The organism is Acidovorax sp. KKS102, assembly GCF_000302535.1.
Taxonomy (GTDB): domain Bacteria; phylum Pseudomonadota; class Gammaproteobacteria; order Burkholderiales; family Burkholderiaceae_C; genus Acidovorax.
The window spans coordinates 1,804,189-1,818,857 of the sequence record NC_018708.1 but is presented as its reverse complement, the minus strand read 5'-3'; the positions used below and the strand labels follow the sequence as shown (position 1 = coordinate 1,818,857).

At 67.9% G+C, this 14,669-nt stretch carries 11 protein-coding genes; 3 read left to right on the top strand and 8 right to left on the bottom strand.

Annotation, left to right across the window (positions count from 1 at the left end):
* Nucleotides 1-60 precede the first annotated feature (60 nt).
* Nucleotides 61-1,908 carry a gamma-glutamyltransferase family protein gene (locus tag C380_RS08245; RefSeq protein ID WP_015013400.1) on the top strand — a complete coding sequence of 616 codons (1,848 nt, stop codon included), beginning with the start codon at nucleotides 61-63 and terminating at the stop codon, nucleotides 1,906-1,908.
* 562 nt (nucleotides 1,909-2,470) lie between these two features.
* On the opposite strand, the gene C380_RS08235 is transcribed toward C380_RS08245, so the two are convergent.
* From C380_RS08235 to C380_RS08215, 5 genes are all read right to left on the bottom strand, one after another.
* Nucleotides 2,471-3,454: an MDR family oxidoreductase gene (locus C380_RS08235; protein ID WP_015013398.1), complete on the bottom strand. Its 984-nt coding sequence runs from the start codon at nucleotides 3,452-3,454 to the stop codon at nucleotides 2,471-2,473.
* A gap of 53 nt (nucleotides 3,455-3,507) precedes the next feature.
* Nucleotides 3,508-4,146 carry a TetR/AcrR family transcriptional regulator gene (locus C380_RS08230; RefSeq protein ID WP_015013397.1) on the bottom strand — a complete coding sequence of 213 codons (639 nt, stop codon included), beginning with the start codon at nucleotides 4,144-4,146 and terminating at the stop codon, nucleotides 3,508-3,510.
* Nucleotides 4,147-4,345: 199 nt separating this feature from the next.
* Entirely contained in the window at nucleotides 4,346-5,095 is a 750-nt protein-coding gene (locus C380_RS08225; RefSeq protein ID WP_015013396.1) for a sulfite exporter TauE/SafE family protein, read from the bottom strand.
* A 176-nt stretch (nucleotides 5,096-5,271) separates the two neighbouring features.
* The gene (locus tag C380_RS08220) at nucleotides 5,272-5,943 is read right to left on the bottom strand and encodes a pyridoxamine 5'-phosphate oxidase family protein (protein WP_083871595.1); all 672 of its coding nucleotides are present in this window, start codon (nucleotides 5,941-5,943) and stop codon (nucleotides 5,272-5,274) included.
* Nucleotides 5,944-6,121: 178 nt separating this feature from the next.
* Complete coding sequence (locus C380_RS08215; RefSeq protein ID WP_015013394.1) at nucleotides 6,122-6,688, bottom strand: carboxymuconolactone decarboxylase family protein; 567 nt, start codon at nucleotides 6,686-6,688, stop codon at nucleotides 6,122-6,124.
* Nucleotides 6,689-6,818: 130 nt separating this feature from the next.
* Here C380_RS08215 and C380_RS08210 point away from each other — a divergent pair, with 130 nt between their 5' ends.
* Nucleotides 6,819-7,712, top strand: coding sequence for a cupin domain-containing protein (locus C380_RS08210; RefSeq protein WP_015013393.1), 894 nt, complete (start codon nucleotides 6,819-6,821; stop codon nucleotides 7,710-7,712).
* A 166-nt stretch (nucleotides 7,713-7,878) separates the two neighbouring features.
* Here C380_RS08210 and C380_RS08205 read toward each other — a convergent pair whose 3' ends face one another.
* The 3 genes from C380_RS08205 to C380_RS08195 all read right to left on the bottom strand — a co-directional run bounded on the left by C380_RS08205 (nucleotide 7,879) and on the right by C380_RS08195 (nucleotide 12,415).
* Nucleotides 7,879-9,525: an acyl-CoA synthetase gene (locus C380_RS08205; protein WP_015013392.1), complete on the bottom strand. Its 1,647-nt coding sequence runs from the start codon at nucleotides 9,523-9,525 to the stop codon at nucleotides 7,879-7,881.
* 102 nt (nucleotides 9,526-9,627) lie between these two features.
* The gene (locus C380_RS08200; protein WP_238544079.1) at nucleotides 9,628-11,295 is read right to left on the bottom strand and encodes a GGDEF domain-containing protein; all 1,668 of its coding nucleotides are present in this window, start codon (nucleotides 11,293-11,295) and stop codon (nucleotides 9,628-9,630) included.
* 13 nt (nucleotides 11,296-11,308) lie between these two features.
* Nucleotides 11,309-12,415: a PotD/PotF family extracellular solute-binding protein gene (locus C380_RS08195; RefSeq protein ID WP_083871594.1), complete on the bottom strand. Its 1,107-nt coding sequence runs from the start codon at nucleotides 12,413-12,415 to the stop codon at nucleotides 11,309-11,311.
* A 58-nt stretch (nucleotides 12,416-12,473) separates the two neighbouring features.
* On the opposite strand from C380_RS08195, the gene dnaG reads away from it, so the two are divergent.
* Nucleotides 12,474-14,546, top strand: a complete 2,073-nt coding sequence (dnaG, locus tag C380_RS08190; protein ID WP_015013389.1) for a DNA primase — start codon at nucleotides 12,474-12,476, stop codon at nucleotides 14,544-14,546.
* Nucleotides 14,547-14,669: the final 123 nt, after the last annotated feature.

Genomic DNA, 14,669 nt, shown 5'->3' with positions numbered 1-14,669 from the left:
AGGCTGCAGCAAGGCCCCTTACCATGGCCGCTTCGCTGCTTGCCCCCACAGGAGACCCGCATGTCCCCCACTGCCCTGCCTGCCACGTCGCCCCTGCGCCGCCCGTTCAGCCGCAACCTGCTGGCCCCTGCGGCCCTCGCCACCCTGGTGGCCCTGGCGGGCTGCGTCAGCGCTCCCTCCCAGTTCGCCTACACCGTGCCCGCCCAGCCCGAGGGCTCGTCCGGCTACACCGAAAAACCGGGCTGGGCCACCGAGAAGTTCGCCGTGGCCGCTGCCAACCCGCTGGCCACCGACGCGGGCTACCAGATCCTCAAGGCCGGCGGCTCCGCCGTCGATGCAGCCATTGCCGTGCAGATGGTGCTGACGCTGGTGGAGCCCCAGTCCAGCGGCATCGGTGGCGGTGCCTTCCTGCTGCACAGCAACGGCAAGGTGGTGGAGGCCTACGATGGCCGCGAGACCGCGCCCGCTGCCGCCGATGAAAAACTCTTCCTGGGCGCCGACGGCAAACCCGTGCCGTTCTACGACGGCGTGGTGGGCGGCCGCTCGGTGGGTGTGCCAGGCACCGTGCGCATGCTGGAGATGGCGCACAAGCAGCACGGCAAGCTGCCCTGGGCCACGCTGTTCCAGCCCGCCATCACGCTGGCCGAAGGCGGCTTCAAGGTCAGCGCGCGGCTGAACACCCTCGTCAAAGCCGACGCCCACCTCAAGAAGGACCCCGTGGCCGCCGCCTACTTCTACAAGGCCGATGGCGACGCGCGCGATGTGGGCGTGAACCTGCGCAACCCCGAGCTGGCCACCGTGCTGCGCCGCATCGCCGCCGAAGGCAGCAAAGCCCTGCACGAAGGCGAGATCGCCCAGGCCATCGTGGACAAGGTGCAAAAGCACCCCACCAACCCCGGCAAGCTCAGCCTGGCCGACCTGGCCGGCTACCAGCCCAAGAAGCGCGAGGCGCTGTGCCACGACTACCAGGTGGCCAGCAAGGACTACCGCGTGTGCGGCTTTCCGCCCCCCAGCTCCGGGGCCATCGCCATCGGGCAGATCCTGGGCATCCTGAAGAACACCGACGCCGCCGCCAAGCCGCTGCAGGACGGCCTGCCCAGCGCAGACTGGCTGCACCTCTACACCGAAGCCGCCCGCCTGGCCTTTGCCGACCGCGCCCAGTACGTGGCCGACCCCGACTTTGTGCAGCCCCCCGCCGGCAGCTGGACCAACCTGCTCGCGCCCGCCTACCTGGCCGAGCGCGCCAAGCTCATCGGCACCCAGAGCATGAAGGTTGCCCAGCCCGGCAACCCGGCCGCCGTGAAGACCAGCTACGCCCCCATGCCCGACCAGCCCGAATACGGCACCAGCCACATCAGCATCGTCGATGCCTTTGGCAACGCGGTGGCCATGACCACGACCATCGAAGACCAGTTCGGCGCACGGCAAATGGTGAGGGGCTTCCTGCTGAACAACGAGCTGACTGACTTCAGCTTTGCCCCCACCGACGCGCAAGGCCAGCCCATTGCAAACCGTGTGCAACCTGGCAAGCGCCCGCGCTCGTCCATGTCGCCCACGCTGGTGTTCGACAAGGCCTCGGGCGAGCTGCTGATGAGCGGCGGCAGCCCTGGCGGCGCAGCCATCATCCACTACACGGCCAAGACGCTGTATGGCGTGCTCAACTGGGGCCTAATGCCCCAGCAGGCCATCAACCTGCCCAACTTCGGCTCGATGAACGGCCCCACGCTGCTCGAAGAAAAGCGCTTCCCACCCGCCACGGTGGAAGCCCTGCGCGCACGCGGCGCCGAGGTGCGCGAAATGAACATGACCAGCGGCCTGCAGGCGATCACGCGAGGGCAGGCGCATGGCAAGAAGCTGTGGATGGGCGGCGCGGACCCGCGGCGCGAGGGCATTGTGATGGGCGACTGACCTGACCGCGTGCTTCAGCCCCGCACCGGGGCTTGGCCCCCCGTGATGTCCATCGCGGATGGCCGAAAAGCGCGGGGGCGCTCAACCCGGCAGGCGCAGCGCCAGCATCTCACCCTCGGCGCAGATTTCGCCCTGTGCGCTGAGCGCCAGATCGACCCACACCTTGCGGCCCTCCAGGTTACGCAATCGCCCGGTGATGAGCAGTTCGGTGCCATGGGTGTGGGGCGCCGGAAGTCCACCCGCAACGACGCTGTCACGTAGCGCACCGGGCTCTCGCCGCCGCCCGGGGAACGGGCCTCGGCACGGTGGGCAAAGGCGGCCGCCGATGCGGTGCCATGGCAATCCAGCAACGACGCAATCAGGCCCCCATACACATGGCCGGGCACCCCGCCGCTGTGCTCGGGCCGGGGGGTGTAGCGGGCCACCGTGCCATCGCCATCCCAGTGGCTTTTGAGCTGGTGCCCGTGCGGATTGAGCTTGCCGCAGCCATAGCAATGGCTGTATTTGTCGGCGTAGGTGTCCTGGAATGCTCTGTGCATCGGGGCCCGGGCGCTGTGCGCGGCTACTGGTTGACATCCACCACGATGCGGCCTCGCACCTGGCCGTCCAGCAACTGCTGGGCCAGCGGGAGGGCCTCGGCCAGCCCCACGGTGCGGCCGATGTCGCCGAGCCGGGCCAGATCGAGATCCGTGGCCAGCCGCTGCCAGGCCTGCAGGCGGTCTGCACGCGGGCACATCACGCTGTCGATGCCCACCAGGGTGACGCCGCGCAGGATGAAGGGCGCCACGGTGGCGGGCAGGTCCATGCCCGCGGCCAGACCGCAGGCTGTCACCACACCCCGGTATCTGGTGGTGGCGCAGACGTTGGCCAGCACATGGCTGCCAACCACATCCACGGCCCCCGCCCAGCGCTCCTTGCCCAGCGGCTTGCCGGGGGCGGCAAACTGCGCACGGTCCAGCACCTCGGCAGCGCCCAAACGGCGCAGGTACTCGGCGTCATGCGGCCGCCCGGTGACGGCCACCACGGTATAACCCAGCCGGGCCAGCAGGGCCACGGCCACGCTGCCCACGCCCCCGGCCGCGCCAGTCACCAGGATCTCGCCGTCGGCAGGCCGCACACCCTGCTTTTCCAGCGCCAGCACGCACAGCATTGCGGTGTAGCCTGCGGTGCCAATGGCCATGGCCTGCTGCGGCGTGAAGGCTCCGGGCAGGGGAATCAACCAGTCGCCGTTCAACCGGGCCTTCTGCGCCAGACCACCCCAGTGCACCTCGCCCACCCCCCAGCCATTGAGCAGCACGGCATCGCCCGGCTGATATGCGGGATGCGCACTGTGCTCCACCACCCCTGCCAGGTCGATGCCCGGCACCATCGGAAACTTGCGCACCACCGGCCCTTTGCCCGTGATGGCCAGCGCGTCCTTGTAGTTGAGGGTGGAATGGCTCACCCGCACGGTCACATCCCCCGCAGGCAGTTGGGCATCGTCCACGTCGCGCATGGCTGCGCGGTAGCCCGCGTCGTCTTTCTCGATCAAGATGGCTTTGAACATCTAAGGGGTCTCCTGTGCATGGAAGTGGATGACTGATGAATGGTTTTGACAATCTAACGGGGCTGCAAGCCGGCGAAGAACAAGGCAGCGAAGGTCTCCAGGGGTGCGGGGCCCTGCTCCAGCTTGGCACGCAACACCGCGCCCTCCCAGCCGATCCAGAAAAAGGCCGCCACCCGCTGGGTATCCACATCCATGGCCAGTTGGCCCGACGCCTGGGCCTCGACCAGGCACTCGGCTACGCGACGCTGCCAGTCCTCGAAGGTCGCGATCAGCCGTGTGCGAAAGCTCTCGGGCAGTGCAGCCATCTCCTGCCCCAGGTTGCCAATGAGGCATCCACGCCGGTAGGCAAAGCGCGCCATGCCCGATTGGGCGTCCTGCACAAAGGCATGCAGTCGCTGCAGCGGCGACAGTGCCGGGTTGCGCAGGTGGCGATCCAGCTTGCGGGCAAAGAACTCGCCGTAGCCGTCGATCAAGGCCAGCCCGAAGGCCTCCTTGCTCGCGAAGTAGTGATAGAACGAGCCCTTGGGCACCTGGGCTTGCCGCAGGATTTCATCCAGACCGGTGGCCGTGAAACCCTTTTCCGTCAACACCTCCAGACCCGCCCGCAAGAGCAGCTCGCGCGCGTCAGCCGTAGCCCCGCGCTGGCGGGGCGGCCGGCCCCGGCGCCGCGCAGGAAGGGGATGCGTGTCCATGGATTGATATTAGACCAATCATTTCGTAAATACAAGCCTGGCCATTCACAAGCCACAGACCGCTGCCCACTCCCCGCTCCCACCAGCGCACGCGTGTGTGCGGCCCCGACGGCCCCGGCACTCCGGAACTGCCTTTGGCACACAACGCCTCCCCCGCATCGGGCATGGACGGCACTCTGACATGGCATCCGCCTCAGCCTCACGAACCCAGCACCCTGGGCAGGCTGGCTACCAGCATCGCCACGCCAGACAGGGTCAACATGCCCAGCACGATCTGCCGGAACCGCGCGTCGCTGATACCGTGGTACAGCCGCGCTCCCAGCAGCACGGGCACCAGCATGGCGGGTACCACGATGGCCAGCAGCGGCAGCGCCTCGCGGGTGACCAGGCCGGTGGCCAGGTAGGTGATAAAGGTGACCAGCAGCATGGCCAGGTTGAAGTTCTGGATGATGGCGCGCTGCACGTCCTTGTCCAGCCCGCGCAGGGTGCACCACAGCGTGGGCAGCACGCCGGTGAAGCCGCCCAGCCCGCCCATCACGCCGCCCGCCATGCCCACCAGCGCATCGGCCACGCGCCCGCCGCGCGTGATGCGGGGCAACTGCTTGGCCATCAGCATCGCCGGGCACCACAGCACCAGCAGCGTGCCCAGAATGACCTTGAACGCGTCCATGTCCAGACGGGGCAACACGGCCACCCCGATGGGGATGCCCACCAGGCCGCCCAGCACAAAAGGCAGCAGGCGCACCCGGTCAAAACCCCGGCGCACCGTGGCCGCCGCCACCAGCTGGCCGGTGAGCGCGCCGCACACGGCCAGCAGCGCGGCCAGGCGGGGCTCCAGCGTCCAGGCCCAGAACGACATGGCCACCATGCCAAAACCAAAGCCCGACAGGCCCTGCACAAACCCGGCGGCCACTGCGCCCAGGGCCACGATCAACAGCACGGAATCCATGTCTCCCCCTCACTGGGTGTGAACGTGCGCGGGGGGCTCGCTGCACGCACCACAGAGCCTCAACACATCTGCGTGTTCGGCCGGTGAGTCCATGAAGCGCAAGCCCTGCGCACCCAGCCGCCATTGTGTGCGCTGGCGACGGGAGCAGCGCTGCGGCGGGGAGTCGCAGCGCCCATTCAATACAGCGTGGCCTGCTGGCGCGCTGGCAGTTCGCGGTCGTAGGTCACACCGTCAAACGCGCCTTGCGTGATGGACGCCAGGATGGCGCCCGGAGTGGGCACGGGGCGTGGGGTGCCGGGCGGCACGGCATCCCACAGGCGCGAGCGCTGGATGGCGCGGGCGCACTGGAAGTACACCGCGTGCACATCGACCACGATCACGCATTTGGGGGGCTGGCCGTTGACTACAAACCGCGCCAGCAGGTCGGGCGCGACGCTGATGCGCGCGTGGCCGTTGACGCGCAGCGTCTCGCCCACGCCAGGGATGAGGAACAGCAGAGCCACGCGCGGGTCGGCCACGATGTTGCGCAGGCTGTCGGCGCGGTTATTGCCACGGCGCTCGGGCAGCAGCAGGGTCTTGTCGTCCAGCAGTTGCACAAAGCCGGCCGGGTCCCCGCGCGGCGAGGCGTCCAGCCCGCCAGGGCCCGTGGTGGCCAGCACGGCAAAGGGCGACGCCGCGATCATGGCGCGGTAGGCGGGGTGCACATACGGCAGCTCTTTGTGGACGGAGGCATCGCTCAGCGGGCCCAGCAGGGCCTCCAGGCGTGGCAGGGTGTCGATGGCGTGCTCGTCGTGGGCGGGGTTCACGGGGGCGGCTTCCTTCGGGTGGGGTGGCAAGGGAGCGGCCATGGTGCAGCAGGCCTGCCGGGCTGACAAACGACTTTGCCGCCGGTGATGCGTGCGGAAAACGCACGCATCATCGTCGCGAATAACTGACTGCGATTGCGCCGCCGCAGGACCGAGCGAGCAGCGGCACCAGAAGCGGCGCGCATCCGGCCTGCGGGCCAGACACGCGCCGCTACGCCCTTTAACGCGCCGGGCGCAGCTTGACGCCGGGGAAATCCACCGGCACGCCCAGTGCCACATTCACATAGTTGGTGAACAGGTTGAGCGCCACGTGAGCCACGATCTCGACGATCTGCTCGTCGTTCACGCCCTGGTCGCGCAGGGCCTGCACATCGGCCGCATCGACCTGGCCACGTTCGTTGACCAGCTGCAGCACAAAGCGCAGCACGGCGGCCGTGCGCGGGTCGGCTGACTCGCCCGCTTGCGCGGCGGCCAGGGCCTCGCCACTCACGCCCGCCTTGCGGCCGAGGGCCGTGTGGGCGGCCAGGCAGTAGTCGCAGGCATTGCGGTTGGCCACGGCCACGGCGATCTGCTCGCCTAGGGCAGCGCCGATCACGCCGCCGCCCAGCGCACCAAACGCGCCCCACATGCTTTGCAGCGCGGCGGGCGAATTGGCCACGGCGCGGAACATGTTGGGCGTGGCGCCAAAGGCTCCGTGGACCTGGTCGAGCACGGCGCGCACAGTGCCGGTGGCGGCGGTGCGGTCAACGAGGGGGACGCGGGCGACGGAGGAAGAAGTAGCGGACATGGTGTGTTCCTTGAAGGTCATGAAGGTGATTGAGAACTTGTGCCTGTTCTCGGCACCCCTGCAGTGTCCGGCGCCATCGCGCACCATTTGGCACATAAAATCCACAATTCATACCAAATCATCCAAAACCATGCCAACACCCGCCACCACACCCGCGCAGGCCTCCACCCAGCTCGACCGGTTGTCGCCGCTGCTGGAGCGGTTTCGGGTGCGGGCGCACCTGTTCCACAACGGGCCGCTGTGTGGCGTGACGCACTTTGCGGCGGCGCCGGGCCGGGGCTTTTTGCATGTGCTGCGCCGGGGCGAGATGGTGGTCACGCACCAGCCCCAGGCGGGCCCGCCCGAGCGGCTTCAGGTGTGCGAGCCCAGCCTGCTGTTCTATGCCCGACCGCTGGAGCACTTCTTTCACAACGCGCCCACCGAGGGCTCGGACTTCACCTGCGCCGCGCTGGACTTTGACGGCGGTGCCAGCCACCCGCTGGCCCGCGCCCTGCCCCCGCTGGTGGTGCTGCCGCTGGGCGCGGTGGACGGGCTGCAGCAGTCGCTGGACTTGCTGTTTGCCGAAACCGACCACCTGCGCTGCGGCCACCGCGTGCTGGCTGACCGCTTGTTTGAAGTGGTGCTGCTGCAGTTGCTGCGCTGGCTGCTGGACCACCCGCAGCAGGCGCAGATGCCGCCCGGCCTGCTGACGGGCCTGGCCGACCCGCAACTATCGCGCACCCTCACGGCCCTGCACGAGGCACCCGGCGAGCCGTGGAGCCTGGCGCAGATGGCCCAGCAGGCAGGCATGTCGCGCAGCGCGTTTGCCGCCCGCTTCAAGGCCGTGTTGGGGGACACCCCCGCCGACTACCTGGCGCACTGGCGGCTGACGCTGGCGCAGGCGCACCTGCGTACGGGCCGATCGCTCAAGTCCATCGCCCACGAACTGGGCTATGCCAACCCCTCGGCGCTGTCGCGCGTGTTTGCGCAAAAGCTGGGGATGTCAGCGCGGGACTGGCGCGAGGCGGTAGACGAAGGGCGCTGACACGCAGCCCTGGCAGCGCCGCCGGTGCGCCCAGGAGCCCCTGACCCATGTTTTCAAACCAAAAGCGGTGGATGCGCTAGTGGAATATGCGCTACCAGCTATCAATTAAATAGCATTTTGATAACCCACTGCACGCGGTCTCTTCCTGAAAGGAGCCTCGCGCCTCTCAGACGTTGATGGCCGCCGCCGACCCGGCCTGCTTGCGCAGCTCGAACTTCTGGATCTTGCCAGTGCTGGTCTTGGGCAGCTCGCCAAACACCACGGCGCGCGGCACCTTGAAGCCCGCCAGGTGCTTCTTGCAGTGCGCCACGATGTCTTCGGGCGTTGTCTGCGCGCCGGCCTTCAGCTCCACAAACGCGCAAGGCGTCTCGCCCCACTTGGGGTCGGGCTTGGCCACCACGGCGGCGGCCAACACGTCGGGGTGGCGGTAGAGCACGTCTTCCACCTCGATGGACGAGATGTTCTCACCGCCCGAGATGATGATGTCCTTGCTGCGGTCCTTGATCTTGATGTAGCCGTCGGGGTACTGCACCGCCAGGTCGCCGCTGTGGAACCAGCCGCCCGCAAAGGCCTCGTCGGTGGCCTTGGGGTTCTTGAGGTAGCCCTTCATGGCGATGTTGCCCTTGAACATGATCTCGCCCATGGTTTCGCCGTCCTGCGGCACGGGTTGCATCGTCTCAGGGTCCAGCACGCGCACGTCGCGCTCCAGGTGGTAGCGCACGCCCTGGCGGGCGTTGAGGCGGGCGCGCTCACCAATGTCGAGCGCATCCCAGGCCTCGTGCTTGGCACACACGGTAGCGGGGCCGTACACCTCGGTCAGGCCGTACACATGGGTCAAATCGAACCCCATTTTTTCCATGCCTTCGATCATCGAGGCCGGTGGCGCGGCGCCCGCCACCATGGCCTTGACGCCTGCAGGAACGCCCGCCTTCATGGCCTCGGGCGCGTTGACCAGCAGCCCGTGCACGATGGGCGCACCGCAGTAATGCGTGACGCCGTGCGTGCGAATGGCGTCGAAGATGGCCTGCGCGTCCACGCGGCGCAGGCACACGTTGACGCCGGCGCGGGCCGCAATGGTCCAGGGAAAGCACCAGCCGTTGCAGTGGAACATGGGCAGCGTCCACAGGTACACCGCGTGCTTGGGCATGTCCCACTCCAGCACGTTGCTGATGGCGTTGGTGGCGGCGCCCCGGTGGTGGTAGACCACGCCCTTGGGGTTGCCGGTGGTGCCGGATGTGTAGTTGAGCGCAATCGCATCCCACTCGTCGGCGGGCAGGCTCCAGACAAAGGCCGCGTCGCCGCTGGCCACAAAGGCTTCGTAGTCGGTCCCGCCCAGGCTCTGCACGGCGGGGCCGTAGAGGGCGTCCTGCACCTCGACTACGCGGATGGGCGTGTTGGCGGTGCGCAGGGCCAGCGCCTTGGCCATGGTGCCGCTGAATTCCGGGTCCACGATCACGGCCTTGGCCTCGCCGTGGTCCAGCATGAAGGCGATGGCCTCGGGGTCGAGCCGGGTGTTGAGGGTGTTGAGCACGGCGCCCGCCATGGGCACGCCAAAGTGCGCCTCCACCATTGGGGGCGTGTTGGGCAGCATCACGGCCACGGTGTCGTTCTTGCCGATGCCCGCGTTCGTCAGCGCGCTGGCCAGCTGGCGGCAACGCGCGTAGGTCTGGGCCCAGGTCTGGCGCAAGTCACCGTGCACGATGGCCAGGCGGTCGGGGTAGACCTCGGCCGTGCGTTCGATGAACGACAGGGGCGACAGGGCGGCAAAGTTGGCTTCGTTGCGGGGCAGGTGCTGGTCAAAGATGGAGGTCATGGGTCAGTGCAAGAAGGTGAACGACACACAGCCTAGCGCCGCAGGCTGACACGAAAGCAACACGGGCCGGCGCGTGGACAAGGTGGGCCGCAGCGCGCAGTCTCACAACTTGCGCTTGTGGCCTTGCTTGATGCGGTACATGGCCGCGTCGGCGCTTGCCATGAGTGTGCGCGCATCCTGCGCGTCGCGGGGGAACAGGCTCAGGCCGATGCTGGCGCGCACGGCCAGGGGCTCGCCGTCGATGTCCAGCGGTGGCTCGAACGCGTGCTGCAGCTTGGTCACGATCTGCAGCGCGGCCTCTTCGGAATCCACGTTTTCGCACAGCACCGTGAACTCGTCCCCGGCGAGCCGGGCCACGGTGTCCACCTGCCGCACGGCGCCGACGATGGTGCGAGCCACCGCCTGCAGCACCAGGTCGCCCACAGCATGCCCGCGCGTGTCGTTGATGGCTTTGAACTCATCCAGGTCCACGAACAACAGGGCACAGCTGCGGCCGCTGCGGCGCGACAGCTCCAGCACCTGGGCCAGGCGCTGCTCGAACATGCGGCGGTTGGGCAGGCCGGTGAGTGCGTCGTGGTGCGCCAGGTGGGCCATGGCGTCACGGCTCAGGTTCAGCTCGGCCAGCTGGCGGCTGATCTGCTGCTCCATGTCCTGGAAGCTGCGGGCCAGCTCGCCCACCTCGTCGCCCCGGTGCACCGGCAGCGCGCCGTGGGCCTCCCCGCGTGAAAATGCCTGCGCCGCCTTCACCATGGCCTGCAGCGGCTGGGTCACCAGGAGCGACACCCCGGCCGCCAGGGCCACACCCACCACGCTGAGCACCAGCAGGATCTTGAGGATGCTGCGGCCCAGGTCCAGCACCTCGCCCTGCACAACCGCCAGCGGCTGCGAGAGCCCCACGACCATGAAACGCCCCTCGTCCGCGTTGCCAAAGGGCATGCGCACAAAGGCAAAGACACGCGCCTCCTCGTCGTCGGTGCCGGACTGGCTGAGTACCGCCTCTTCGGCACGGCCATCAACCAGCGCGGCCACCTGCGGGAACGACTCCTGGATCAGGATGCGCTGGCCCCGGTCAAAGCCGAAGGTCTGCGTGGCGTCCGGGTGCACCAGAAAGTCACCCCAGCGGTTGCTCAGATAAAACCCGTAGGGGGTGGGCAGCGCGGCGTTGAAGTTATGCAGGAACGGCGCCGCCGCCACCCGCACCACCACCACGCCCCGCAGCTGCCCCCCCTGCACCACGGGCGACGCCATGTTGAACACGGGCACGGCCGCCTCCTGCGCGGCGTCTTCGTGGTTGATGCCGAACTCGGACACATACACCTCGCCATCGGGCAGGCTGAGGGCCTCGAACACAAACGGAAAGTGCGACTTCTCCTGCAGCTGGTCATCAGGCACGCGCACCAGCTTGTCGCCCTGGCGGTCGATGCGCACCAGCTCCAGCCCATAGTCGCCGGCGCTGATGTAGCGGATCTGCAAATACGCGGGATGGGCCTGCAGGTTGGCCTTGAACAGGTCGGCCAGCCGCCCCTGGTCTTGTTCGACGGCTGCGGCGTCGGCCAGAAAGGCCGTGTCGCGCGCCACCGTACTGAAGCCAGTTTGCATGTGACGCGCCAGCACCTGCGTGGTGGCCAGCAGCGAGCGCTCGGCCCGACCCTGCAGGCGTTCGCGGCTCGAATCAAAGGTGTAGTAGCCCGCCAGAATGGCCGCAAACACGCTGAACGAGGCCAGCAGGGCTCCTAGCCTCAGCGCGATGCTCCATTTCATACGGGCCATGGGTCAGCACCGATCAGAACCGGTTGGGTCGGTCGCCCGACACGATGCGCTGCCACAGACGGGCGCGCAGGGCCTCGTCTTCCACCGGCTCCAGCCACACGATGGGTCCCATGGTCCCCCCGGGCACATCGCCCGCCAGCGCCGGCGGTTCGTCCAGGGTGTTGGCCAGGCCCTGGCGCCGCGTGAATTCGCGGCTCACGGCCGGGTCGAGCATGTAGTTGATCCACTCGGCAGCCAGCGCGACCTGGGTGGAGCGGCGGGTGATGGCCCAGCAGTCCAGCCAGGCCAGCGCGCCCTCCTTGGGCACCACATAGCCCACATCCAGCCCTGCATCGCGCAGCTGCTTGAGCTGCTGCTGGCCGTAGTTGGCATGCATCACCGCCACCTTGTGCTTGCGAAACAGCTCCACCGACTCCTCCGGCAGGCTGTAGAACGACCGCACGTTGCGACGCAGTGCGACCAGGTCCTTGGCCAAGGGGCTGAAGCGGTCGGGCTCGATGCGAAACGGCGGCAGGCCCCGGCGCATGGCCGCGAGCGAAAAACCGTGGCTGCTGCCGTCAAACGCCAGCACCTTGCCCTGCCAGCGCGGGTCCCACAGCACGGCGATCGACTGCGGGGGCGTGCTGAACTGCTGGCGGTCGTACACCAGCCCCATCTCGGAATAGGTGAAGGGCATGGCGTAAACCTCGCCCCGCCAGCCAATGCCCGAGATGGTGTGCAGCTGGCGAAACCGGGGCAGCTGCCCCGCAGTGTTGCGGATGTTGCCCAGCGGCAACGGTGCCAGCTTGTCATGCAGGATCAGTCGCGCAATTTCTGCCGTGTTGGCAGCCACCAGGTCAAACCCCGGCCCCTCGGCGCTCTCCATCTTGGCGCGCAGGACATCGTCCGACGCCACGGTGGTGATCTCGACCTTGACCCCATGGCGCTTCTCAAACACCGCCACAAAGTCCGGGTCGGCATACCCCGGCCAGGCCAGCACCCGCAGCACCGCCTCGGCCCGCGCAGCCCCCGGCAGCAGCAGCGCGAGCCCCGCCAGGGCCAGCAGGCACACGGGCAGGCTGGCGCACCACCTGTGCAGCGCCCTGCCCCACCACGCCCGCCCCCGTGCCGCGAACCCCATGCCAAAAGCCTTTCCAGCAATAACTGGTTACAAAGAGTTTACGCGGACAATAGGGCGCGTGACGATCCCTCAGTCTTTCATTCAGGAACTGCTCACCCGTGTGGACGTGGTGGACATCGTGGGGCGCTACGTCCAGCTGAAAAAAGGCGGCGCCAACTTCATGGGACTGTGCCCGTTTCACGGGGAAAAGTCGCCTTCTTTCAGCGTCAGCCCCGCCAAACAGTTCTATCACTGCTTTGGCTGTGGCAAGAACGGCAATGCCATCAGCTTTCTGATGGATCACGCGGGCATGGGGTTTGTCGAGGCGGTGCAGGACCTGGCCCAGAGCGTGGGCCTGCAGGTGCCCGACGATGACATCTCCCCGCAAGAAAAGGAACGTGCCGCCGCGGCGCGCCAGAAGCAGGCCACGTTGAACGAGGTGCTGGAGAAAGCTGCTGACGCCTACCGCCGCCATCTGCGCGAATCGCAGCGCGCCATTGGCTACTTCAAGGGCCGGGGCGTCTCGGGCGCGGTGGCCAAGCGCTACGGACTGGGCTACGCACCCGAGGGCTGGCGCAGCCTGGCCAGCGTGTTCCCGAGCTACGACGACCCGCTGCTGGAAGAAAGCGGCCTGGTCATCGTCAACGACGAAGATGGCGGCAAGCGCTACGACCGGTTCCGCGACCGGGTGATGTTCCCCATCCGCAACGTCAAAGGTGAATACATCGGCTTTGGCGGCCGGGTGCTGGGCGACGACAAGCCCAAGTACCTCAACTCCCCCGAAACCCCGGTGTTCCACAAGGGGCGCGAGCTGTATGGCCTGTTCGAGGCCCGCACGCCCATCCGCGAGGCCGGGTACGCGCTCGTCACCGAGGGCTACATGGACGTGGTGGCGCTGGCGCAGCTGGGCTTTCCGAACGCGGTGGCCACGCTGGGCACGGCATGTACGCCCGAGCATGTGCAAAAGCTGCTGCGGTTTACGGACGCGGTGGTTTTCAGCTTTGACGGCGACAGCGCCGGACGGCGTGCGGCCCGCAAGGCGCTGGACGGCGCCCTGCCCCATGCGACCGACACGCGCAGCATCAAGTTTCTGTTCCTCCCCGCCGAGCACGACCCGGACAGTTTCATCCGCGAGCACGGTACGGATGCGTTCGCGCGCCATGTCGAGCAAGCGACGCCGCTGAGCCGGTTTCTGGTGGAAGCGGCCAGCGAAGGATGCGACCTGGCCACCGCCGAGGGCCGCGCCCATATGGCGAGTAACGCACGCCCACTGTGGACGGCGCTGCCCGATGGCGTGCTCAAGCGCCAGCTGCTGGGCGAGCTGGCCGAACTGACCCAGCTCAATGCCCGCGACCTGTCGGACCTGTGGGGCCAGGCCGCCGCCCGCGACGGCCTGCGCGCCGCCCACCACGCGCCCCCGCAGCGCCAACAGCCCCGCCCCACCGCCGATGACGCCCCCAGCTGGGACGCCCCGCCCGACGCCGATGGCTGGCAGCCCCACACCGAATCGGCGGGCCCGGCCTATGACCCCGGATACGGCAGCTACAGCCACCAGGGCGGCTACGGAGGCCAAAACGGTCACAGTGGCCCAAGCGGCTATGGCGGTAGCAAACCCCCATTTCGCAAAGGGGGCGACTGGAAAAGCGGCGGCGGCTGGAAAAAGCGCGACAAGGACGCCCCCTGGCCGCCCCAACCCCGCCTGCCCCGCACGCCGGCCATGAGCCGCGCCGACCATGCCGCGCGGCTGCTGCTGTCGCACATGGCGTTTCTGGAAGAGCTGACGCACGACGACCACACCATCCTGGCGGCGCAGCCGGGGGCCCATGGGCCGCTGTTCGCGTGGCTGGAGGCGCAGTTTCATGAACACGGCCCCTTGGCCTGGGCCGTACTGCGCGAGAGTCTGCGCGACCACGAGTGCGAAGAGCTGGCCGTGAAGGTGATGACCGGCTCGCACGCGCAGACCGAGGGCGAGCTGCACGAATTGCGGCTGGAGCTGCGCGACCTGCTCACCCGCATGCAGATCGAAGACATCAAGGAGCAGCAAAAAGTGCTGGTGCTGCAGGTGGCACAAGACCCATCAGCCCTGGAGCGCTACCGGGCGCTGGCCGAAAAGCGCAAGGAGCTGGAGCAAATAGCGCCAAAAACCACTTGAATCGGGTGCGGGCGGTATAATATAAGGTTAGTTATTGGCAAGAGCGACAGCAGCACCTCCGAGCCGGGCCACCGTGACAAACGCGCACCTATGCGCTGATGGGCCCACTTATCGCAAGGACTG

Coding starts and splice junctions, on each gene's coding strand:
- C380_RS08210 (WP_015013393.1), top strand. CDS start 6,819: ATGCCAACACCCGCCACCACACCCGCGCAGGCCTCCACCCAGCTCGAC.
- C380_RS08200 (WP_238544079.1), bottom strand. CDS start 11,295: ATGGCCCGTATGAAATGGAGCATCGCGCTGAGGCTAGGAGCCCTGCTG.
- C380_RS08220 (WP_083871595.1), bottom strand. CDS start 5,943: ATGGCCGCTCCCTTGCCACCCCACCCGAAGGAAGCCGCCCCCGTGAAC.
- C380_RS08215 (WP_015013394.1), bottom strand. CDS start 6,688: ATGTCCGCTACTTCTTCCTCCGTCGCCCGCGTCCCCCTCGTTGACCGC.
- C380_RS08205 (WP_015013392.1), bottom strand. CDS start 9,525: ATGACCTCCATCTTTGACCAGCACCTGCCCCGCAACGAAGCCAACTTT.
- C380_RS08235 (WP_015013398.1), bottom strand. CDS start 3,454: ATGTTCAAAGCCATCTTGATCGAGAAAGACGACGCGGGCTACCGCGCA.
- C380_RS08225 (WP_015013396.1), bottom strand. CDS start 5,095: ATGGATTCCGTGCTGTTGATCGTGGCCCTGGGCGCAGTGGCCGCCGGG.
- C380_RS08230 (WP_015013397.1), bottom strand. CDS start 4,146: ATGGACACGCATCCCCTTCCTGCGCGGCGCCGGGGCCGGCCGCCCCGC.
- C380_RS08245 (WP_015013400.1), top strand. CDS start 61: ATGTCCCCCACTGCCCTGCCTGCCACGTCGCCCCTGCGCCGCCCGTTC.
- C380_RS08195 (WP_083871594.1), bottom strand. CDS start 12,415: ATGGGGTTCGCGGCACGGGGGCGGGCGTGGTGGGGCAGGGCGCTGCAC.